The sequence below is a fragment of the Vibrio sp. 2-1-2a genome (genome assembly GCF_032648565.1).
GTDB lineage: Bacteria > Pseudomonadota > Gammaproteobacteria > Enterobacterales > Vibrionaceae > Vibrio > Vibrio diabolicus.
The window spans coordinates 200,805-221,927 of record NZ_WBOH01000001.1 but is presented as its reverse complement, the minus strand read 5'-3'; the positions used below and the strand labels follow the sequence as shown (position 1 = coordinate 221,927).

Sequence of the window (21,123 nt, the reverse complement as noted above, 5' to 3'; positions counted from 1 at the left end):
TTAATTGCAATTTACCGAGGCTTAACTGTAAGGTTAAGCCTCGTTTGTTTTTATCGGCCGCTATGGATTTTCAACAACTTATCCTGAACAAGGAACGACGCTGGCAACGTAACCTGATGGTTATGTCGATCGTGCTCGCTGTACTCTCTGCCATCCACTTGATGGTCGGAGAAATTTTCCTTTCTCCTTTTCAATCTTTATCTGCATTTGAACATAAGCTACTGGTGGACTTGCGTTTACCGAGGTTGGTGTCTGCGGCAATTATTGGTGCTGCGTTAGCGGTATCTGGCGCGACGTTACAAGTGTTGCTTGGGAACGTTTTGGCTGAACCTGGCGTGCTTGGTATATCTGGTGGTGCAAGCTTAGCAATGGTCTTAATCATGTTCGCGTCACCTGTTCTTCCCACCCCGATTGTTTTTATGTTGGCAGCAATTGCAGGCTCGATGGTATTCACGTTTGTTTTGGTGGCGATAGCAAGGGCAATGCATCTGACGACGGCTCGATTGCTTTTGGTTGGTGTCGCATTGGGTATTTTATCGAGCGCGATTGTGACGTGGGCATTTTACTTCAGTGATGATCTTAGCCTACGCCAACTGATGTATTGGTTAATGGGCAGCATTGGTGGTGCAAGTTGGTATCAACATACCGTTACCTTGGTGATGCTGCCGGTGCTTATCTGGTTGTGTTGCAAAGGCAAGTCGCTTGATAAATTGATGCTTGGTGAGATTCATGCGACCCAATTGGGAGTCGATGTACATCAAATGCGTTGGAAACTGATCCTCGCCATTTCTGTCTTGGTGGGGAGTTCAGTCGCTTTGGGTGGCATCATCAGCTTTGTTGGCTTGGTGGTACCGCACTTGTTGCGTTTGGCTTTTGGTACAGAAAACCGTTATTTATTGCCACTTTCTGCAATATCTGGCGCTGCGTTACTTGTATTTGCGGATATCGGCGCAAGGCTGTTATTGGACTCCGCTGAGCTACCTTTAGGTGTCATGACAACATCGATTGGCGCACCTATTTTCATCTGGATGCTGGTGAAGAGTCATGATGCACGTTAAACATATGTCGGTTGGTAGTCGATTATTGCCTCTTTCTTTTGAATGCAAAGCAGGCGAAATCGTACATGTCGTTGGGCCTAATGGTTCAGGTAAGAGTACTTTATTGGCTGCGATTTCTGGTACGTTAAGCCACCGAGAGGGTATGAGTGGTGAAGTGTACGTTGGCAACAAAAACTTGCTTACTTTACCGTTGTCAGAGCAAGCTCATGTTCGAGGTTATTTGTGTCAGCAATCACGTCCAGCGTTTAATGTTGATGTGTTTCAGTATCTCGCTTTATCTCTGCCAAGTGGTGCTGAGATTGCGGATATCAAAGTGCGTGATGCCGTCAATATGGTGGTGGAGCTGGTACAGCTGCAAGATAAGCTTCATCGCAGTATTCAAACATTATCCGGCGGTGAGTGGCAACGTGTCCGATTAGCAGGTGTATGTTTGCAGGTGTGGCGTACCATTAATCCTTTTTCGCAGTTTTTAATTTTGGATGAGCCAGCAGCACCGTTAGATATTGCGCAAGAGGGTCTGCTCTATCAATTGATTAACGCTATGGCGGCGCAGGGAATTGGAGTATTGGTTGCTAATCACGATCTCAACCGCACATTAAAGCACGCAGATAAAGTATTGCTGCTTAACAACGGTGTGCTGCACTCATCAGGAAATGCCGATACTGTGCTAACGGAAGAAGCCCTCGGGGAAGTATTCAATACTCAAGTCAAAAAGGTCATCGTAGATGAGCAACCTTATTTAATCTTTGATTAGTATTTAAGAGACAATAAAAAACGACCTACTTGAGGTCGTTTTTTTTAATCGAGATAGCCAAACTCAACGCTTACTGAGTTAGCGGTTTTAGATCTGCTGGGCGGTAGTAAACTGATTTGAGTACTTTGCCTTTACGAATGGTTTTACCTTCCGATACGAAATCTTCGGCGCATTTCGCGATGATGTATTCACCTTTCTGTACCGCCATCAACTTGATGCCTTGTTCCGCGTAGAATGCCTCTGTTTCTGAGTACTCTTGCTCGTTACGGCATACTTTGCTCATGTTGCTTGAGTGCACTTCATCCCAGCAAGGAATAAATTCGATACCACGGTTTACTGCAACGTTTAATAGAAGATCAATTAAGTAGCTGATCGCTAGGTTGTCTTCTACTTTGCTGTGGCCAAGATGAACGAGACGGCCCATTAATACATACACGCTGTCTACGATGGCATCTGCTTGCTCAGTTTTACAATCTGCTTCTGCTAGCTCTGTTAGCTCTTCGATCGCCAAAGAGGTGTGTAGTGTATCTGCTTGCATATCAAGGCTTGCAGCGTCTGCGACCGGTAAGTCGAACGTACTACGGAACTCGGTGATATCACGGTATAAGTGATCAAAAATCTCTTGGGTTAGCTTTGACAGTTGCATTCTAATTTCCATTGAATCGATTGAAGCGGCAATGATATCAAACCGCACTTTGAACCCCAAGGGCATTGCATCTAACTGGTGATAAATCTGCCTTTGGGAATGGTGGTGCTTAACGAAATAGGTAAGGGAACAGCTTTTTACGTTCTTCCTCTGAAAGGGCGGAAACACGAGCGATGTTCGTATCGGGAATGGATTCAGGATCAGGATAGTGTTTTAGTACCTTTTCCATACTCTCTTCGCGAATCAAATGGAAGATTGGGTAAGGAGAACGATTGGTCAGGTTTTCGTCGTCTTCAGGCCTTGCGCCGCCAAAACAGTAATCTGGATGGAAAGTCGCTACTTGGAAAACACCTTCCCAGTTTTGCTGCTTAATTAATCCTTCAACCCAATCGATACAAAAGTTGTAGTCCCAGAAATCTTGTAGCATGTTGGGAACCACAACCAACGTGGTCTCAAGTTGTTCGGGTTCTGTGTTACTCAGCTCAATCAGCTGCAATAAAATATCTTCAAGAAGCGCTTCTTCTTGAGTCGCTTCACTAACAAAGATTTTGATTTGTTTATTACGTTGCGGTTTGGCAGCAAACGGACAAAGGTTGAGTCCGATTACCACATCGTTGAGCCATTGATCGACCTGTTGAGTGATCGCTTCGATATCTGTGTTTTGTGTTGAACGCGTTGACATACGACTTTCTGGTTTTTATTAAAGTAGCGCAAGCATAGCAGAGTTGGTTATCCAAGTAACCAGAGAGGTATTACGCAAATGAGCTTACCCTAGCTACTCTTTAAACTCGCTGCGTCAGGTGTTTGGTCAGTGTGCTTTCTTTCGGCGATGTGTTTCAAATACGCAATCGCAGCAAACATCGCTAGGTAGACGGCGCTTCCCCCCATAAGAACACTCGACCAACCACCATGTTGCCAACAATAAAGAAGCAAGAATCCTCCTAAGCTACCGCCTACATAGTAGTGTACTAAGTAGAGCGCTGTCGCGGTGGCTTTGGCACGAGTGGCATTCTGACCGACCCAACCGTAGGCGAGGGTATGAGTAAAGAAGGCACCAAAACTTATCAGCAACAACCCAACTAGCATTGCAGTCAGGCTTTCAACCGCAGCAATCCACATTCCCGTCATGCTCACTATCGCGCCTAAGAACATACCGAGGATTGATGAATAACGTTTACTCCAGTGGCCTGCGCAACGAGAGGAGAAAGTCCCTCCCAAGTAACAAATAAAGATCAGTGAGGCCAACCCGACGGGCACATTGTGAGGTTCACTCACCAGACGGAAACCCATGACGGAGTAAAGGTTTACGAACAAAGCAAAGTTGAGTCCTCCTATCAGCATCGCGAACCACACGCGTTGGTTTTTAAAATGACCAATAAGCGCACGATTTTGATGGCGCAAACTGCTTGATGACGGGGTGAAGTTGCGCTGTGTTGGCAATAAATAGTGAACACCAATGACACCAAGAAGAGTGAACACCATCATAACTTCAATGGCGACATCAACACTGAAATTGTCCGCCAATAAGCCGCCGCTAATACGCCCTGCAATACCGCCTAATGAGTTAGCCGCAATGTACGTTCCAATTGCCATCGAGAAAGCGTGCTTGTCGAGCTCTTCTGCCATGTAAGCCACGGCGACCGCCGCAAAAGCGGCGAGCGCGACACCGATCAATGCTCGACATACCACCAAAAACAGGAATGAGTCACCAAACAGCATCAAAGCGGAAAGGGTAGGAATCGAAAACAGACCGGCCATCATGACTGGCTTTCGTCCCACTGATTCTGATAACACAGCCATTGGAACGAGGCTAAAAGAGAGAGCGAGTGTTGAGGCCGCAAATAGCCAGTTCACTTGCGTTTCTGAGATCGTGAAAATTTGGGCAAAAGTGGGCAGCATTGGCTGTAGTAGGTATAAATTTGAAAAAACCAAGAAGGAACCAAGCGCTAGCGAGAGCGTAATGCGTTTGTATTCCGGTGTGCCAAAACTGACCATGAATCCTGCCTAATGTGAGCAAATGGAGAGACTGTGATCAATCTATCAGTTCGTTGTAAATTAAAAAAATATATTAAAAATATGGATACCATATATTTTTGATCTAATGGAATCGAAACAACTTAAACATTTTCTGGCGGTCGCTGAACATGGAAATATTACCCATGCGGCGAAAGCCCTGCATATTGCCCAGCCCGCATTAAGCATTTCTATCAAAAAGTTTGAGCAGTCTTTGGGCGTTACCTTATTTCGCCGTGATGATAAAAAAATCAGCTTAACGAAAGAGGGCGAAACGCTACTTATACATGCTAAGCGGGTGATTCAACAGTTGCACGACGCGCAGCTCGCGATTGATGAGTTGAAAGGTTTAGCGAAAGGCGAAGTACGACTCGGGACGCCATCAATGATGGGCAGTTATTTCTTTCCACGAATCGTGATGGCGTTTAAAAGCCAGTTCCCGGAGTTAAAATTGACCTTGGTCGAAGCTGGGACTCAATCGATTCGTCGTATGCTGCTTAATGGTCAACTCGATATCGGTGTGATCAGTTGTGATAACGTGCCTGATGACCTAGAAACTGACCATTTATTTACTAGCCAAATGGTCGCAGTTGTTTCTCCTGAGCATGAGTTAGCCCAGCGAGACTCTCTTACTTTTGATGAGTTCTTTGAACACGATTTGGTTATGTTTCAGCATGGCTATTTTCACCGCGAATTTTTGGATCAGGTGAGTGAGGAGCATGGGTTTACCATGAAGTCATCATTCGAAACCAACTTACTGCCTTTGATTTTGAGTATTGTGAAACAAGAGTTTGCGATTACCGCGTTACTGGAACTGGTGACTCAACATGAGTCGGGCGTTGTTGGCCTACCGTTTGAACCACCAGTGACGCTGGATCTGGCACTTGCTTGGCGCAAGCAGGGGTACTTATCAATAGCAGATCGAACGTTTATCGACTTTATCAAGCGCTACGTTTAAACGCAGCGCAGATTCATCGTCCGAGCACTAGTCGCCTTTGTACATCTTCTCGAAGTTCTTTGGGTTCCAGCCAATCATTACCCGATCACCAATTTTTAAAACTGGCACTGAACGAGCACCAAGCGCATCAAGTTCTTTGCGACCGCGTTGCATCTTAGCATTGCACAAACGATAGTTAATATTTTTCGAATCCAGATAACGTTGAGCATCTTTGCAGTGAGGGCATTTATCTTTGACGTAAAGAACGACACGTTTCATTGAATTTCTCTCCATTATCATTGGGAGGCGAAGTTTAACGGCCTTTCACCATAAATGAAAGGCGAAAGCTAAGGTGAAACTGTCCTTTATCTCAGGTATATTGAGCGCCTTTATTTTGTCATAACAGACGTTAATTCTATGCATCCGTCACTTCGATATATTCAAGGCTACCCACAAAACATCGTAGAGCAGGTGAGCTCATTGATAGCGAGTGGCAAGTTTGTTCCTTGGTTCGAAAAGCGTTATCCCGATAGGCACCAAATCAAAAGCGAAAAGGCGCTCTATGAGTACGCCATGGCAATCAAAAACCGCTACATGAAGAAAGCCGCGCCAATCAGTAAAGTTGTCTACGATAAGAAAATTCACGCGGTAAACAACGCGCTTGGTTTGCACAGTGTTATCAGTAGAAACCATGGCGGCAAGCTGAAGTCGAAAAACGAGATTCGCATTGCCAATGTATTTAAGGATGCGCCCGAGCCACTATTAAGAATGCTGGTGGTACATGAGTTGGCGCATACTCGTGAGAAAAACCACGACAAGGCGTTCTATCAGCTATGTTGCTACATGGAGCCTGAGTATCACCAACTCGAATTTGATGCTCGTTTGTTTATGATTTACCTCGATTTAAAAGCGAATTTGAATGAAGAACAATAATCACAACGCGAAGCAAGCAAAGCCAAAGACTTCAAAGGCGGCTCAGAATAAAGACGCGAATAAAGCCAAGCCGAAGCGTGTTAAAGACAAAGTTGCGCGCAAATCTCCGCAGCCTGCAGGAAAGAGCGAAGTCGAGTTTATTAAAATAGCGAAGAATGGCTTGCATGAGCGTAATGTTCATCAAGGTCGTTACGATTTTAAAAAACTTGTGGAAAGTGAACCACAGTTAAAGCCATTCGTTATCAAAAATCCGAAAGGGGAAGACTCCATAAACTTCTCTGATCCTAACGCTGTTAAAATGCTCAATAAAGCATTGCTTGCTGCGTATTATGGTATCGAGTTCTGGGACATTCCCGACACCTACCTTTGCCCACCGATTCCGGGCCGCTCTGATTACATTCACCGAGTGGCAGAACTACTTGATAGTGAAGTAAAAGGTCAGTACGCGCACCAAAAAGTGAAAGCGTTGGACATTGGCGTGGGAGCAAACTGTATTTATCCGATTGTTGGTGTAACAAAATACGGTTGGCACTATACGGGCAGCGATGTCGATCCAAAATCCATCCAATCGGCTCAAACGATCGTAGAGCACAATCGTGTTTTGACGGGAAAAATTGCACTGGTACAGCAATACAATGATGCCAATATTTATCGCGGTATCATTCAACCGAATGACCGTTATGATGTGACGACATGTAATCCGCCATTCCACCGTTCGGCGGAAGATGCCGCTATGGGCAGCCAGCGTAAAATCGATAATCTAAAAGCAAACCAGCGTAAGAAGGGGCTAAAACCTCAAACCGCACAAGTAAAGACAAGTAAACCTGCGTTGAATTTTGGCGGTCAAAACGCTGAATTGTGGTGTGAAGGCGGAGAAGCGGCGTTTATCCGAAAAATGGCGAATGAAAGCCAAGCTTTTGCTGCGCAGGTCTTGTGGTTTACGACACTTATATCCAAAAAAGACAACGTTCGCCCGATGCGCAAGCAGCTTGAAAAATTGGGTGTGAAAGCCATTCGTGTTGTTGAAATGAGTCAAGGGCAGAAAGTGAGCCGCTTTGTAGCTTGGTCATACATGGATAAACAACAGCGTAAAGCATGGATGGAATTAAAGTAACGTTGACCGTTTCACACTGAACAATAAAGTAGGAAGCCCGCTGATATCAGCGGGCTTCTATTTTGGGAGATCTAAAACTTAATGATGGGCTCACAATCTAGTGAACTGAGAGAGACAAAAGTATCTGTTTTGGCATAGTACAAGCCACAGGTTTCACCTCTTATCTGCAACGTATATTGGTCTGGAAGATCCGTATAGCTGCCATCCAACAGTTGATTGTTGTTCCCTTTTACTCGTCCTTTTTCAATCAACAAATGCGGTGAGGATTCAAATACGTTATTTGCGATTCTAGGTGCTGGTGTCCCTTGGATTTCTGCGATCGCGTTTTGAATCTCTATGACTGTTTCCGGAGAGTTCTTTTTACTCAATGCTTCAACGGGTTCTTGTGACATAGCTTGGCATCCTATCAAAGAAATCGAAGTGCCTAAGAAAAGCGCAACCCGAATCAGCATTCGTAAAAAGTTAGTTGATCTCAACATGAATTGCCTCTGTTCGTAGCGGAGAGCGAAGATCGCTTAACTCCGGAGATGAAATGTTACGCGGCATGGCGTTGAAACTAGAAGAGGAGACCGGCGGACAGGTTCCAGTTTCCATGTAGTTTAGTGCCGCAGAAAGCATACCTTCAGACGGATCGCCTAATGGTTTTGTTAGGTCGTCATTGACCCAGCAACCTTCCACTCTATTGTTTAAGCCTAGCTCGGTATTGATTTGACTCTTTGGAGTAGGAATAAAACCATCAGAGAAGTCGCCAAATTTTTTCTCGTTCGCTGACTTGAACTGAATAGTGTAGTACATAGTGCCGCAGTTTTGTTCTGCTGAGAACCCATACGGTTTACCTGTGGTTGTTGAGCCTATTTGGATAACCTCAACATCAATGCCGCGCAAAGCGTTGATCAACAGTTCACTTGAGGAAGCCGTGCCTCCTGAAGTCAGCACATATACGCGCTTTTTGTTCAGTGTCGGCAGCACTTGGTCCGAATACTTTTGTGCTGCCCAGTCTATTGCTAGATTCGTAAAGCGATAGATGTTATCCCCATCTTTAATGGTACGCATCACTTTGTCGTTGTGAATCAACTCACTGAAGACTCGGTTCTGACCAGCACCGCTTAGCATGTAGCCTACTTGCGAGGACTGAAGGACTAAGCCACCGCCGTTGTAACGTAAATCAACGACGATCTCGTCAACATTCTCTGCCGAGAGCGTACTGAACGCCTCAATAAGTGGGGCTTGAGCGCTTGGTTCAAATGAGTTGTATTGTAGATAGCCGATTTGCATACCATTGTGTGCGATCACTTTGGCATTTTTAACTGGAGAAGTCATGACATCAGAGGCGGTAAGCGTCACTGTTTTCTCTAGGCCGTCAACACTCTCAAATGTGAAGGTGTAATCTTGATTGATGTCAGGGTTAAATAGAGTTTTATTAATAAAATCAATGTCGGACTGACTACCGGTGTTAACAACATCAATATTATTGATTTTTAGAAGCTTATCACCACGAGCAATGCCGCTTCTATCTGCTGGAGAGGCTTCTTCAGTATAGGAGATACGAACGTCTCTAGGTTGTACGCCACGTAGGAATACCCAGTTAAAACCAAACCCAGCGACTAAACCAGATTGCGATGACTTCATATCATCTTCATAAGGGACGGTAAAGTGGAAGCGATCTTTCGGTTTACCAGTCGTGGTAGTAGCAGAGGTGACCAGTGTGTTGAAGTAATCCGTCACGGTTTTGTAGTTTGCTGGATTATTATCAGGAACTTCGTCATACCAAAGGTAAGTTTCGTTAGTAAAAGCTCTTAAAAAGAGTTTTTCGTGTAAAGCAGAACCTAATTTATCTGGATAGGCGGCATAATTGTTATATGGGTCTCGACCCACTCGTGGGGTTTCACATTGGTTGACAAACGAGCTTGATGGTTGTCTAAAATCACCGGCTTTCCATGTTGGCCCGGTTGCGCTGCTAGTTGATGGAGTAGATGAATCATCACCGCCGCCACCGCCACAACCTTGTAATAATGCGAGAGTGACTGCCGTTGCTAAAGAATACTTAAATTTCACTTTTCTATGTCCTTATAAATAATAGAATTATAATTATCTGTTTTGCTTTTGTTTTTATTAGCTAGGTGAATGTATTAATTTAATTCGTTCGTCTGCAAATTTATATTTAAAGAGTGTGAGGTAAATAACGTAAAAATGGTTGTCTTTTATTCTTAAAAATCCATTAGTTATTCCTTAAGTTCCTTAGCAGTTTCAACGTAATAATAAGGAAAAAAACAAAGATGAAATGGAGGGTTCTCTTTGTCGACTAATTATTGTTTGCTAAATAGAAAGTAAGTTTTGGGTCGGGAAATTCTATTTATTAGAGATTTAGCAGGAATAAATGATGCATTCTAGGTTTGGAGTGAATCTTTAATCTGATGTTTTAATTTATTTTAGTCAATTGGGCGACGTGCTTTAACAGGCTTCCATCAATATCCGGTAAGTCATCTGCGAAAAATATCTGAGCGCCAGGAGTACAGCGCATTAATATATTTGTTAGTTCACCTTCGTTGTTGGAAGTGTTAACTGCGTTAAGTTTCGCTAATTTATTACAAAGCTCGTCCTCTATTTGCACTTTTTGCTCTTCGGTGAGCCTAATACGACCCACACACACACCTGGGTTGATGTTATGAGAAAGCGACTCTTGTTGAAATCGCTCTTTGAATAAGGTGTCCAATGCGGTACCTTCTTCCATAATAAATCGACGACCAGAACGGTAAAACAAGCCGTCTCCGAAGTTTTCGACATATCCTAGAATTTCCGCGATACGCAAATAGAATCGTAAGCTTGTATCAGAAAGTCCGTAAGTATGGGCTATCTCTTGCGGTTTAATATCACGAGAAGTCAGCATATAAATAAAATCAAGTAAATAAGGATGCTCAACGAAAAGGGCGCTCTCTTCATCTGTTAGCATTTGCTCGTTTTGGTGCTGGAGCTCGTTGGCTAAGGTTGCGAGTTCGATGAGATCGGTATTCAGGTAGTTCAGATAAACAAGTACTTTATCCAAACCTAAAGCAGGATTATGTAGGTGGCGTTTAATACTGGATAGAGGGATGCCACTTTTCTCTGACAAGGAATTGTAGCAAAGCCCTTCTTCTTTAATCTTTTGTCGTAGCGCTGCGAGTAAAAACTTTGGTCCAACATTCATCCTTGAATATCACCTTATTCGTTATTCCGTTTACTGGCTGATATTTTGCCTTTCAAGCAGTAGGTTTCGAATCGCTGTGCCTGCTTCTAGAATGTGTTTTTTCAGCAGATACTTGGCGCCTTCTATATCGCGATTTTGGCACATTTCAAACAAGCTTAAGTGCTCTTCTTCTGCCTTTTTAATGCCTGTTGTGAACAATAGCTGCATACGTATGTATCGGTCACACTTTGTGTTCAAGTTGTAAATGACGTCCATAGTTTCAGGCATGTTGGCTGGCGCATATAGGGCTTTGTGGAACTCGTAGTTGTAGTTGCTCCATTCTTCTACTTCGTCGCCACTGTTCACTACTGACTCGAAACGTTCGCGAACTTCGCGCGCCCGTTCAAGGTCAGCGTCTGTCATATTTTGAATCGCACGCTCTAAAATGTGGCATTCCACGACAGCGCGCAGTTCAAATAGCTCATTGATTTTCTCTGGAGATAGCTCAGTGACCGTCGCACCTTTGTGAGGTTCAAAGCTAACGAGTCCTTGTGCTTCCAATTGAACTAACGCTTCACGCACAGGAATTCGGCTAACGTTAAACTCTTTTGCTAACGCATCTTGACGTAAAGGTTGACCAGTTTTTAACTCGCCCTTCAAGATCTGAGTTCGAATTGCTTCCTCAACGAGCTGAGTGCGCGTTTTAAAAACAGGTTTCTGTGACATTGAAGTCTCCCGTGAAATTAATATTGTATCCAATCCATTTTACTTTAGTAGTTTATTGTTTTTCTGGCACAAACCAACTAGGAAAGAAGTTTTTGAGAAGTAGAGTGAAATAAAAGGCATCAGTTGATGCCTTTTTGAGCCATTTGGTGATCTTATTGGGACACACTGCCATCTATGGCGCGTTGAATACCCAGTGGGTTCGACGCTTTTAATGAATCCGGCAATAAAGATTCTGGTAAAGCTTGATAAGCGACGGGACGCAACCAACGATGAATAGCCTCTGCCCCGACAGATGTTGAGGCAGAATTGGTTGAAGCCGGATATGGTCCACCATGAACCATAGCGTAACCAACCTCGACGCCAGTTGGCCAACCGTTGAATACAAGGCGTCCGGCGATTTCTTCCAAACTTGGAAGCAGTTGCTTGGCTTGTTCTTCGTCTTCAGCGGTAGCGTGAAGGGTTGCGGTGAGCGAGCCAGTCAGTGAATCACTCAGTTTCAACATGTCATCGAAATCTTCACAGATTACGATTAACGATTGAGGACCAAATATTTCTTCCTCCCATTGTGGGTTTTTACGCCAGTTTTTACTGTCCGTCACGAACAGTGCTGGTGCGACATTGGTCACTTCTGCTTGTTCAGAACGAGTTACGTTAATGCCTGTTTCGGAAGTTCGCTTGTTAACTTCTGATTCATACGTTTCTCGGATTCCTTGCGTTAGCAAAGTGGCCGTTGATTGTTGTCGAATTAACCCTTGAGCAGTTTCGATAAAGGCTTGCGTTTCTGGGCTATTCAAGACAAATACAACGCCTGGTTTTGTACAAAATTGTCCACAGCCCAAGGTCATAGAAGCCACAAACTCTTCAGCCAATGAGGCGTTCTCTCGTATGGCTGAAGGGAGAATAAATGTTGGGTTAATCGCCCCTAGTTCGCCATAGAATGGGATTGGCTCAGGTCTTTGCTGAGCTAGATTAAACAGTGCACGGCCACCGCCGACGGAGCCTGTAAACCCAACCCCTTTAATTTTTGGATGGGTAACGAGTGCTTGGCCAAGTGCGCGCTTGTTACCTTGCAATAGCGTGAAGATGGCTTGCGGTAAGCACTCTTTCTCAAGTGCAGCCTCAATACACTCAGCAGCAAGTTGACTGGTGCCAGGGTGGGCGGTATGGCCTTTTACAATCACAGGACAGCCAGCCGCAAGTGCCGACGCCGTATCACCACCTGCAGTGGAAAATGCGAGCGGAAAATTAGACGCACCAAACACGGCGACAGGGCCAATTGCGATTTGCTGACGACGAATATCTGGTTTCGGCAGTGGTTGACGGTCTGGGTTTGGCGTATCGAAAATTGCTTGATGGTGATTGCCCGAGCTCACGACCTCGGCAAATAGTCGTAATTGGTTCGCGGTACGTCCTATCTCACCGCTTAAACGTGCTTCGGGAAGGGCAGTTTCTAAATGAGCACGAGCAACGATTTCTTCACTCTTCACTTCCAATTCAGAGGCGATAGAGCAAAGTAAGCTCGCTCGCTTTGCATTGCTTAGTTGGCGAAACTCACGCGCAACGCTTTGGGCGGCGGAGGCGGCTTGATTAACTTCTTGCTCTCCATGTACCGGAAACGCTGTGGGTAGAGGCTCACCAGTAAAGGCGTTGACTGCGTAAAAAGTGGTTGGTTCTTGTGGGTTCATCATTCTTCCTTATTATCCTTATTACTTCACTTCAAATCCGTACGCATATGGGTCTTCATCGTCTACCCATATCGTGTTGTGACCGTATACTTGTGCCCATCCTTCAATACTTGGCAAAATAGCGGCTTTGCCATTCACTTCGGTAATGCCTTCTATACGGCCTTGAAATAGGCTGCCGATGATACTTTCGTGAACAAAGTCTTCCCCTTGATTGAGTTTGCCTCTTGCATGCCATTGCGCCATGCGTGCACTTGTTCCCGTACCACATGGCGAGCGATCCAACGCTTTGTCGCCGTAAAACACAGCATTTCGAGCGGTGGCGTTTTCTTGAGTGGGCTCTCCGGTCCATAGCACATGAGAAACACCGCACACTGTTGGATCTTCTGGATGTACGCACTCAACCGCTCGAGATACCGCTTCGCGAACTTTTGGAGAAAGCATCAAAATTTCATCTGGAGAGTAGTGTTCAAGTCCGGCGTAGTTATCTTGAGGGTCGACGATTACGTAATAGTTTCCGCCATAAGCAACATCGACGGTGAGCTCACCTAAGCCCTCTATGTCCACGGTTACGTCTTGGTGGGCAAGGTAAGCTGGTACGTTAAATATCTTTACCGACGTGACCTTGTCACCTTTTGTTTGGTAGTGCACTTCGATTTGTCCTGCTGGGACATCAAGTATCAAACGACCTTCTTTTTTGGGAGTGATAAGGCGATTCTCGATAGCGGTGGTGACGGTTCCAATGGTGCCGTGGCCACACATTGGTAAGCAGCCACTGGTTTCAATAAACAGAATTGAAGCGTCTGCGTTATCGCTGCAAGGAGGCAAGACAACTGACCCCGACATCATTGAGTGTCCGCGAGGCTCAAACATGAGTGCCTGACGAATCCAATCATAATGCTCAAGAAAGTATTGGCGTTTTTCGCTCATGGTATTGCCTTCAAGTGGAGGCACACCGCCTGCTACCAGCCTAACTGGGTTGCCGCAGGTGTGGGCATCAATACAGAAAAAAGTTCCTTGTCTCATTTTTCGCTCCTTGCTGAAAAAATGGTTGAATTAAACAATAGTGATGTTAACGTAATGTAAAATATATTGTATACAATCTGCATTTTCAAGTGTGACTCGGAGCATATTTATGTTGGTCAAGGATGAAACTAAAAAGGAAAGGATCGCTGTGATAGGTGCGGGGATTATTGGCTTATCAATTGGATTGAAATTGCAGCAGCAAGGTTATCAAGTCACGATTTTTGATCCCAATGGCGTGGGGAATGGATGCTCTAAAGGAAATGCAGGTCATATCGCGACTGAGCAAATCTTCCCTCTTGCAACGCCAGCACTGCTTCCACAATTACCTAAAATGCTGCTAGAACCCAAAAGTCCGGTTTCGATCCGTTGGCAAGATATTCCAAACACAATCGGGTGGATGATTCGTTTTCTATTACAAGCAAAGCCATCAGCCGCGAAGCGGGCAAAAAACGCGATTAAGAGTCTTAACGAGCGGTCAGTGGCAAGTTGGCGTGACGTGCTTGATTCAATCGGAAAAGCACATCTAATAAAAATGAATGGTTCATTGCTCACTTTTGAAAACGAGAAACTGTTTCAGAATTATCAAAGCACGCTTAACTCACTGGTTAAAAACGGTGTGACGTATCAAGTTTGGACACAAGAGGAGATTCGAGAGCGGATACCTGATCTCAGCAATAAGGTTTGTGTCGGAGTCTTTTTTCCCGATACAGGTCATACGCTAGACCCTTATCAGCTCTGTGTTGAGCTAAGTGAAGCTTTTGAAGTTCTTGGCGGTAAGGTTTTACAAAAAGGTGTATCTGCGTTGGCGAAAAATGGCGATGTGCTGGTTGAGTCTCAAACACATTCATTTGACCGAATCATTGTTGCCGCAGGTGTACATTCTAAGCCTTTGATACGGCAACTAACCGGAGTCAAAGTGCCTATTCAAGCCGAGCGTGGTTATCACCTAATGGTGGATGACAAGCGTGATGTATTGCCATTTCCTATTAGCTCTGCCGATAGAAAATTCATCATGACTCCTATGTCAGGTGGGTTACGCTTGGCAGGCACTGTTGAGTATGCCGATGTAGAGTCACCACCCAATATGAAACGTTCAGAAATGCTTTTTCAGTTAGGTGATGAGATGTTTGAATCGGGGTTACATCCACTCAAGCAAGGAGAAAAGTGGATGGGGAATCGGCCTTCAACAGTCGACTCGTTACCGGTTATTGATAGCATTTGGGATGGAAATGTATTACTGGCATTTGGTCACCAACACCTTGGATTAACTCAAGCGGCGATTACGGCAGATCTCCTTTTAGAGCTTATCGAAGGAAAGCCGACATCGATTGATCTTTCACCTTTTTCACTACAACGATTTGCCTGAAAAAATTTAATATTAAATATTGTATAAAATATATTAAATGCTAATGTTAACTTAATTTTAACAAAAACTGGTGTCCAACAGCCGTACTCGGATGCCTCCAGAAAAACAACCAAAAGGAGTAATACATGTCACGAATGACCAAAGCACCATTGGCGCTGTTGATTTCAGGAATGCTGTTGGGGACCTCTGCTTATGCTGAAGACAAATTGACGGTCGTATCTTGGGGTGGTGCATTCACAAAGAGCCAAGTGGAGGCATATCACAAGCCTTTCATTAAAAAAACAGGTGTTGAGATCGTATCCGAGGATTTCAGCGGCGGATTAGCCGAAATTAAAGCGCAGGTGGAAGCGAACAACGTGCGCTGGGATTTGGTGTCTCTCGACAAGCCGGACATTGTTCGTGGTTGTGCCGAAGGGTTATTAGAACCAGTGAACCCAAGTATTTTGCCTCCGGGCGCAGATGGAACACCAGCACAAGAGGATTTCATTGATGGTGCGATTCACGAGTGCGCAATCAATACCATCGTTGTGTCCACAGTATTAGCGGTGAACGAAGACGCGTTTAAAGGTAAGGTTTTGCCTAGCAAGTTGACCGATCTTTTTGACCTAAAAACTTTTCCAGGTCGACGTGCATTGCAAAAACAACCTCAGGGTAATCTTGAGTGGGCACTATTGGCTGATGGTGTAAAACCAGAAGAGGTCTACAGCCTGCTCGAAACCGAAGCGGGGCGTGAGCGTGCGTTTGCTAAGTTGGATACGATCAAATCAGAAGTGCTGTGGTGGACAACAGGTGCCCAGCCACCTCAAATGCTTGCTGACAAAGAAGTGGTGATCGCCTCGGCTTTTAACGGCCGAATTCACAATGCCCGTAAAGATGAGGGTCAACCATTTCGGATTATATGGGACCGTCAAATGGGTTACATGAATGGATGGGCGATACCTAAGGGTAGTGAGAACACAAAGCTTGCATTGGATTTCATCGCTTTTTCTTCAGGAACAAAACCATTAGCTGATCAAGCTAAGTACGTTGCCTATGGGCCTACGCGTAAGTCGTCTTCGGCGGAGGTGAACCCAGACATTTTAGCGAACCTTCCTACCGCACCTCAAAACTTCCAAACCGCCTTCCTGATTAACGATGAATGGTGGTCAGACTACGCGGATGAACTAAATGAAGAGTTTAATACTTGGCTGATTAACTAGGCGTTAATTTGTGTATGGGGCCGAGTTTTCATCCATAAGCTAGGTTCCGTACTTTTCCTCAACTGTATTTATGTTTTCGGAGAAATGATGAAAATCATCGAAGCACAGCAAGTCGCGCAATGTTTAACAATGAAGTCTCTTATTGAAACGATGCGTGAAATGTACTCGCGGCCAGCGACAATACCTCAACGCCAAGTTATGCCCTTAGAAGAGGGAGAATATGAGGCGTTTGCGCTACTTCCAGCTTGGAACCAGGAGTTGATTGCGGTGAAAGCCTTTACGTATTTCCCGCATAACCCTGAGCACGGCAAAGATACGCTTGCATCTAAGCTGCTTGTTTTTAGACGAAACGATGGTGAGCCGATCGCACTCGTAGACGGTAAAGTTTTAACGTTTTGGCGCACCGCCGCAGCTTCTGCGTTGGCAGCGGACTATTTAGCGTGCCCCAATGCTGATCGTCTGTTGATCTGCGGAACGGGCAATCTTGCGCCTTATTTTGCGTGGGCATACGCTGCGGTTCGCCCGCTTAAGCAGGTTTACATTTGGGGGCGCAACTCAAACAAAGCCGAGGCGACGGTAGATGCCATTGTGTCATCTTCAGAGTATCAGTCGCTTCCTGATGAGCGTCGGTTTCGCGTTTCAGTCGTAGAAAATGTGGACCAAGTTATCAAACACGTTGACATCATCAGTTGTATCACTGCATCAGCTGAGCCTTTGTTTAATGGCGCGGACGTGCAGCCGGGTACCCATATTGATTTGGTCGGTAATCATGACTTGGATAAGCGTGAATGCGACTCCGAAGCAGTGCAACGAGCGCAGGTGTATGTCGATAGCCGCATTAATGTATTAGCCGAAGCGGGCGATCTTCTCATTCCTATTCAAGAGGGCGTGTTCACGTCAGACGATATCAAAGGGGAATTACCGCAGCTTTGCGCCCAACAAATCTCAGGACGTCAAAACGATGAGGTCATTACTTTATACAAATCAGTTGGCAGCGCTTTGGCTGATTTGGCCGCTGTAAAGGCGGTGTTGTTAGAAAATGGCATAGATAGCCATGCCTGAGCATTTTTGCTCGTTTATTTAAATTGCATACAATATACACATAAGGAAAGTAGTTCATGAAAATTGATTGGAAAGGTGTTTATCCGGCGGTCAGTACGCAATTTCGTCAAGATCAGTCAATCGACTTAGACGCAACGCAAACTGTTATAGATAACCAAATTAAAGATGGTGTGAATGGCATTATCTGCTTGGGTACCGTCGGTGAGAACTGCGCGTTGTACCCGGAGGAGAAACGCCAGGTCTTGCAAGCGGCAAAAGAAGTCGTAAATGGCCGTGTGCCTTTGATTGCTGGTACAGCAGAGTCTATTACCACAGCAGCTGTTGATTACATGCAGGATGCGTACAAAATTGGTATCGATGGTTGTATGGTGATGCCTGCCATGGTTTACCGCACGTCTGAGAGCGAAACGTTCGAATATTACCGCACGCTAGCAAAAGCAACGCCAGAAATGCCAATCATGATTTATAACAACCCGGTTGCTTATGGTGTCGATGTAAACCTCGATATCATGGCGAAACTGGCTGAGTTTGAAAGCATTGTAGCTATTAAAGAGTCGACCACTGATACTCGTCGTATCACTGAGCTTTACAATAAATTTGATGACCGCTTTACCGTGTTCAGTGGTGTTGATGACATCGCTCTTGAATCATTGATGCTAGGCGCGACCGGCTGGATTTCTGGTTTAACCAACGCATTCCCAGAAGAGTCCGTCGCGATTTATAAACTGGCAAGCCAAGGTCGTTATGCTGAAGCGTTAGAAATCTACCGTTGGTTCTTACCGCTACTGCGTTTAGACACCATTCCTACGCTGGTTCAGTGCATTAAACTGGCCGAGCAAGTCTGCGGACGTGGATCTGAACAAGTTCGTGCGCCACGCCAACTTTTACAAGGTGAAGAGCGTCAACAAGTCATTCAAATGGTTGAACATGCGTTAGAAACCCGCTTAGACCTATCCAAATACAATCTGTAATTGTGCTGTTTAGTAGAGCGTTAACTGACGCTCTACTCATTCGTAATATTCAAAAAATGAGAAGAGGGAAGTCATGAGCACGGAAAACAAGGACTATGTCAGCTTTCAACACGTTAAGAAAACCTACGATGGCACGAATTTGGTGGTGAAAGACTTCAACTTAGATATTGCTCCTGGAGAGTTCGTTACTATGTTGGGGCCGTCAGGATCGGGCAAGACCACTTGCTTAATGATGCTAGCGGGCTTTGAAACCGCGACCGGTGGAGACATTTATATCGATGGCGTTCCCGTTAATCATCTCGCGCCGCACAAGCGCGATATCGGTATGGTGTTTCAAAACTATGCGTTGTTTCCACATATGACCATTGCCGAGAATCTTGCGTTTCCTTTAAAGGTGCGAAAACTCGACAGTGACACGATTCAAAGCAAAGTTCAGAGTGTATTAGAAATGGTCGAGCTTGAGCATGTTGCGACTCGATACCCAAAGCAGTTATCAGGTGGTCAACAACAGCGTGTTGCGTTAGCGCGAGCATTAGTGTTTGAGCCTAAACTCGTGTTGATGGATGAACCACTAGGCGCATTAGATAAGCAGCTGCGTGAGCAAATGCAGATGGAAATTAAACATTTGCATGAAAAGCTTGGCATCACCATTTTGTATGTGACGCACGATCAAGACGAAGCTCTCACTATGTCCGACCGTATTGCGGTTTTTAATCACGGCGAAGTGCAACAACTCGCGACACCAACCGAGCTTTATGAATCTCCGAGTAATACGTTTGTGGCGCAGTTTATCGGAGAAAACAACCAACTCTCAGGTTTAGTCAAAGAGTGGAACGGAAAGTATTGCCAAGTGCTCGTTGGGAAAGAGTTATTTACTGCGAAACCTGTCAGAGTATCTGAGCAAAGGCAGAGAACAACACTTTCCATTCGACCAGAAAAGATTGTTATTCAACCAGAGAAAGCGTCTTGTGAGAACCAAGTCTCGGGCGTTCTACGAGAATTGATTTATCACGGTGATCATTATCGTCTGGTCGTCGAAGTAGAGAGCGTTGGTCACTTCATCGTTAAAGTACCTAACGATAATCGTAAACACTTGCAGTTAACGCCTGGCTCAATTTGTCGTATTGGTTGGCAAAGTGAGGATTGCCATGCTCTTGATGGGACACAAACTCAAAGTAGCGAGGTAGCAGCATGAGTCGAGAGCTAACCGCATTAGATTCTGTATTGGAAATCGAACGTCAAGTTCATCAACAAGAAACCAATCTGAAAGCGCAGTTGCAAAAGGCAGAGCGCCGAAAAAAGCTTCGCTCCATTATGCTCACAACGCCATTGGTGTGTTTTATTCTGCTTACGTTTGCTTTTCCTATCCTCGACATGCTTTATCGAAGCGTGGATAACCGAGAAATATCCCAGTCACTCCCACAAACTATTCAAGCCTTAGAAAGTTGGGATTATCAAGGTCAGCCTCATCAAGAAGTCATTGAGGCATTCTCTGTTGAAGTACTTACGCTTTATCAAAGCAAAGAGCTACCGAAAATAGCCAGCCGGATGAATATTGAAGAGTCTGGTATGCGCAGTTTACTCATGAAAACCGGCAGAAAGTTGTCTCGTTTGACGTCGCTGCCGAACTCGGTGACACAGTTGGCCAAGCTTGATAAGCGATGGACTAATCCTAAATATTGGGCGGCGTTTAAGAATCTTAGTGGCGCATTAACATTCAGTCATTATCTTGCTGCGCTAGACTTGCAAGTGAATGAGTTTGGAGATATTGAGCCCCAACCAGAAAAACGCCAAATATACGTCGACCTTTTCTTTAAAACTTTTTGGATGTCTATTTCAATCACCTTAATTTGTTTGGTGATGGCGTACCCCGTTGCTTACCTGCTTGCCAATTTACCTGATAAGCGCGCGAACTTACTTTTAATCATTGTGCTGCTGCCATTTTGGACGTCATTATTAGTCAGAACCACGTCTTGGATTGTTCTGCTGCAAAACCAAGGGGTCATTAATGATCTCCTTATTTGGTCGGGTTTTACTTCCGAGCGAATTCAGATGATTCACAATACCTTCGGAACGGTGGTGTCTATGGTTCACATTCTGTTGCCGTTTATGATCCTGCCTCTGTATAGCGTAATGAAAGGAATTAGCCCAACTTATTTCCGTGCCGCTCGTTCTCTAGGCGCGACGCCTTTCATTGCGTTCATCAAAGTTTATATGCCGCTTACGTTACCGGGGATAGGTGCGGGGGCCTTGCTCACTTTCATTCTTTCTATTGGTTTCTACATTACGCCCGCTTTGGTTGGTGGAAGAAGCGGACAGATGATCTCCAATATGATTGCATATCATATGCAGACATCACTGAACTGGGGGATGGCTGGCGCATTGGGTGGACTGCTTTTGTTCGTTGTACTGGTTCTGTTTTATATGTTCAACCGTGTGGTTGGCATTAATAATCTTAAGGTAGGAGGATAAC

At 45.0% G+C, this 21,123-nt stretch carries 21 protein-coding genes; 11 read left to right on the top strand and 10 right to left on the bottom strand.

All coding sequences use genetic code 11. The features are described 5' to 3' along the window. Window positions 1–62 precede the first annotated feature (62 nt). Together btuC and btuD are read left to right on the top strand one after the other, a co-directional pair. Window positions 63–1,058, top strand: a complete 996-nt coding sequence (gene btuC, locus F7Y48_RS01150) for a vitamin B12 ABC transporter permease BtuC (protein ID WP_053807303.1) — start codon at window positions 63–65, stop codon at window positions 1,056–1,058. Beyond that, window positions 1,045–1,812, top strand: coding sequence for a vitamin B12 ABC transporter ATP-binding protein BtuD (gene btuD, locus F7Y48_RS01145; protein ID WP_082245220.1), 768 nt, complete (start codon window positions 1,045–1,047; stop codon window positions 1,810–1,812). Before btuC ends, btuD begins: the two co-directional genes overlap by 14 nt. A 70-nt stretch (window positions 1,813–1,882) precedes the next feature. On the opposite strand, the gene F7Y48_RS01140 is transcribed toward btuD, so the two are convergent. The 3 genes from F7Y48_RS01140 to F7Y48_RS01130 all read right to left on the bottom strand — a co-directional run bounded on the left by F7Y48_RS01140 (window position 1,883) and on the right by F7Y48_RS01130 (window position 4,453). Continuing rightward, complete coding sequence (locus F7Y48_RS01140; RefSeq protein ID WP_258507963.1) at window positions 1,883–2,458, bottom strand: nucleoside triphosphate pyrophosphohydrolase family protein; 576 nt, start codon at window positions 2,456–2,458, stop codon at window positions 1,883–1,885. Window positions 2,459–2,567: 109 nt separating this feature from the next. Then, window positions 2,568–3,140: a DUF1415 domain-containing protein gene (locus F7Y48_RS01135; protein WP_025766766.1), complete on the bottom strand. Its 573-nt coding sequence runs from the start codon at window positions 3,138–3,140 to the stop codon at window positions 2,568–2,570. 89 nt (window positions 3,141–3,229) lie between these two features. Next, the gene (locus tag F7Y48_RS01130) at window positions 3,230–4,453 is read right to left on the bottom strand and encodes an MFS transporter (RefSeq protein ID WP_114322429.1); all 1,224 of its coding nucleotides are present in this window, start codon (window positions 4,451–4,453) and stop codon (window positions 3,230–3,232) included. A 106-nt stretch (window positions 4,454–4,559) separates the two neighbouring features. On the opposite strand from F7Y48_RS01130, the gene F7Y48_RS01125 reads away from it, so the two are divergent. Beyond that, complete coding sequence (locus F7Y48_RS01125) at window positions 4,560–5,429, top strand: LysR family transcriptional regulator (RefSeq protein ID WP_213868416.1); 870 nt, start codon at window positions 4,560–4,562, stop codon at window positions 5,427–5,429. A gap of 27 nt (window positions 5,430–5,456) precedes the next feature. Here F7Y48_RS01125 and F7Y48_RS01120 read toward each other — a convergent pair whose 3' ends face one another. Beyond that, complete coding sequence (locus tag F7Y48_RS01120) at window positions 5,457–5,687, bottom strand: glutaredoxin family protein (protein WP_005377871.1); 231 nt, start codon at window positions 5,685–5,687, stop codon at window positions 5,457–5,459. A 138-nt stretch (window positions 5,688–5,825) separates the two neighbouring features. Here F7Y48_RS01120 and F7Y48_RS01115 point away from each other — a divergent pair, with 138 nt between their 5' ends. Both F7Y48_RS01115 and rlmF read left to right on the top strand, forming a co-directional pair. Further along, a complete protein-coding gene (locus tag F7Y48_RS01115) occupies window positions 5,826–6,341 on the top strand; it encodes a M48 family metallopeptidase (protein WP_054867354.1) in 516 nt (171 codons plus the stop codon). Continuing rightward, on the top strand, window positions 6,328–7,455 hold the full coding sequence (gene rlmF / locus F7Y48_RS01110; protein WP_258507962.1) for a 23S rRNA (adenine(1618)-N(6))-methyltransferase RlmF: 1,128 nt from the start codon (window positions 6,328–6,330) through the stop codon (window positions 7,453–7,455). Before F7Y48_RS01115 ends, rlmF begins: the two co-directional genes overlap by 14 nt. Window positions 7,456–7,526: 71 nt before the next feature. On the opposite strand, the gene F7Y48_RS01105 is transcribed toward rlmF, so the two are convergent. The 6 genes from F7Y48_RS01105 to F7Y48_RS01080 all read right to left on the bottom strand — a co-directional run bounded on the left by F7Y48_RS01105 (window position 7,527) and on the right by F7Y48_RS01080 (window position 14,052). Then, window positions 7,527–7,847 (bottom strand): hypothetical protein, encoded by a 321-nt coding sequence (locus F7Y48_RS01105; protein ID WP_005397755.1) that lies wholly within the window; start codon window positions 7,845–7,847, stop codon window positions 7,527–7,529. Between the two features lie 70 nt (window positions 7,848–7,917). Next, window positions 7,918–9,510, bottom strand: coding sequence for a S41 family peptidase (locus tag F7Y48_RS01100; protein ID WP_258507961.1), 1,593 nt, complete (start codon window positions 9,508–9,510; stop codon window positions 7,918–7,920). 364 nt (window positions 9,511–9,874) lie between these two features. Then, window positions 9,875–10,639: a transcriptional regulator gene (locus F7Y48_RS01095; RefSeq protein WP_139060185.1), complete on the bottom strand. Its 765-nt coding sequence runs from the start codon at window positions 10,637–10,639 to the stop codon at window positions 9,875–9,877. Window positions 10,640–10,669: 30 nt separating this feature from the next. After that, on the bottom strand, window positions 10,670–11,344 hold the full coding sequence (locus tag F7Y48_RS01090; RefSeq protein ID WP_005377862.1) for a GntR family transcriptional regulator: 675 nt from the start codon (window positions 11,342–11,344) through the stop codon (window positions 10,670–10,672). A 152-nt stretch (window positions 11,345–11,496) separates the two neighbouring features. After that, the gene (locus F7Y48_RS01085) at window positions 11,497–13,029 is read right to left on the bottom strand and encodes an aldehyde dehydrogenase (NADP(+)) (RefSeq protein WP_258507960.1); all 1,533 of its coding nucleotides are present in this window, start codon (window positions 13,027–13,029) and stop codon (window positions 11,497–11,499) included. A 21-nt stretch (window positions 13,030–13,050) separates the two neighbouring features. Continuing rightward, a complete protein-coding gene (locus F7Y48_RS01080; protein ID WP_048626298.1) occupies window positions 13,051–14,052 on the bottom strand; it encodes a 4-hydroxyproline epimerase in 1,002 nt (333 codons plus the stop codon). 109 nt (window positions 14,053–14,161) lie between these two features. Between F7Y48_RS01080 and F7Y48_RS01075 the strand changes: the two genes are divergently transcribed. The 6 genes from F7Y48_RS01075 to F7Y48_RS01050 all read left to right on the top strand — a co-directional run bounded on the left by F7Y48_RS01075 (window position 14,162) and on the right by F7Y48_RS01050 (window position 21,122). After that, on the top strand, window positions 14,162–15,418 hold the full coding sequence (locus tag F7Y48_RS01075) for an NAD(P)/FAD-dependent oxidoreductase (RefSeq protein WP_258507959.1): 1,257 nt from the start codon (window positions 14,162–14,164) through the stop codon (window positions 15,416–15,418). A gap of 125 nt (window positions 15,419–15,543) precedes the next feature. Then, the gene (locus F7Y48_RS01070) at window positions 15,544–16,617 is read left to right on the top strand and encodes a polyamine ABC transporter substrate-binding protein (RefSeq protein WP_258507958.1); all 1,074 of its coding nucleotides are present in this window, start codon (window positions 15,544–15,546) and stop codon (window positions 16,615–16,617) included. 87 nt (window positions 16,618–16,704) lie between these two features. Continuing rightward, the gene (locus F7Y48_RS01065; protein WP_258508244.1) at window positions 16,705–17,679 is read left to right on the top strand and encodes an ornithine cyclodeaminase family protein; all 975 of its coding nucleotides are present in this window, start codon (window positions 16,705–16,707) and stop codon (window positions 17,677–17,679) included. 56 nt (window positions 17,680–17,735) lie between these two features. Next, window positions 17,736–18,650, top strand: a complete 915-nt coding sequence (locus F7Y48_RS01060; protein WP_005389756.1) for a dihydrodipicolinate synthase family protein — start codon at window positions 17,736–17,738, stop codon at window positions 18,648–18,650. Between the two features lie 73 nt (window positions 18,651–18,723). Further along, window positions 18,724–19,845 (top strand): ABC transporter ATP-binding protein, encoded by a 1,122-nt coding sequence (locus F7Y48_RS01055; RefSeq protein ID WP_258507954.1) that lies wholly within the window; start codon window positions 18,724–18,726, stop codon window positions 19,843–19,845. Then, entirely contained in the window at window positions 19,842–21,122 is a 1,281-nt protein-coding gene (locus F7Y48_RS01050) for an ABC transporter permease (protein ID WP_258507952.1), read from the top strand. The genes F7Y48_RS01055 and F7Y48_RS01050 overlap by 4 nt, the downstream gene beginning before the upstream one ends. The last annotated feature ends 1 nt before the right edge of the window (window position 21,123 follow it).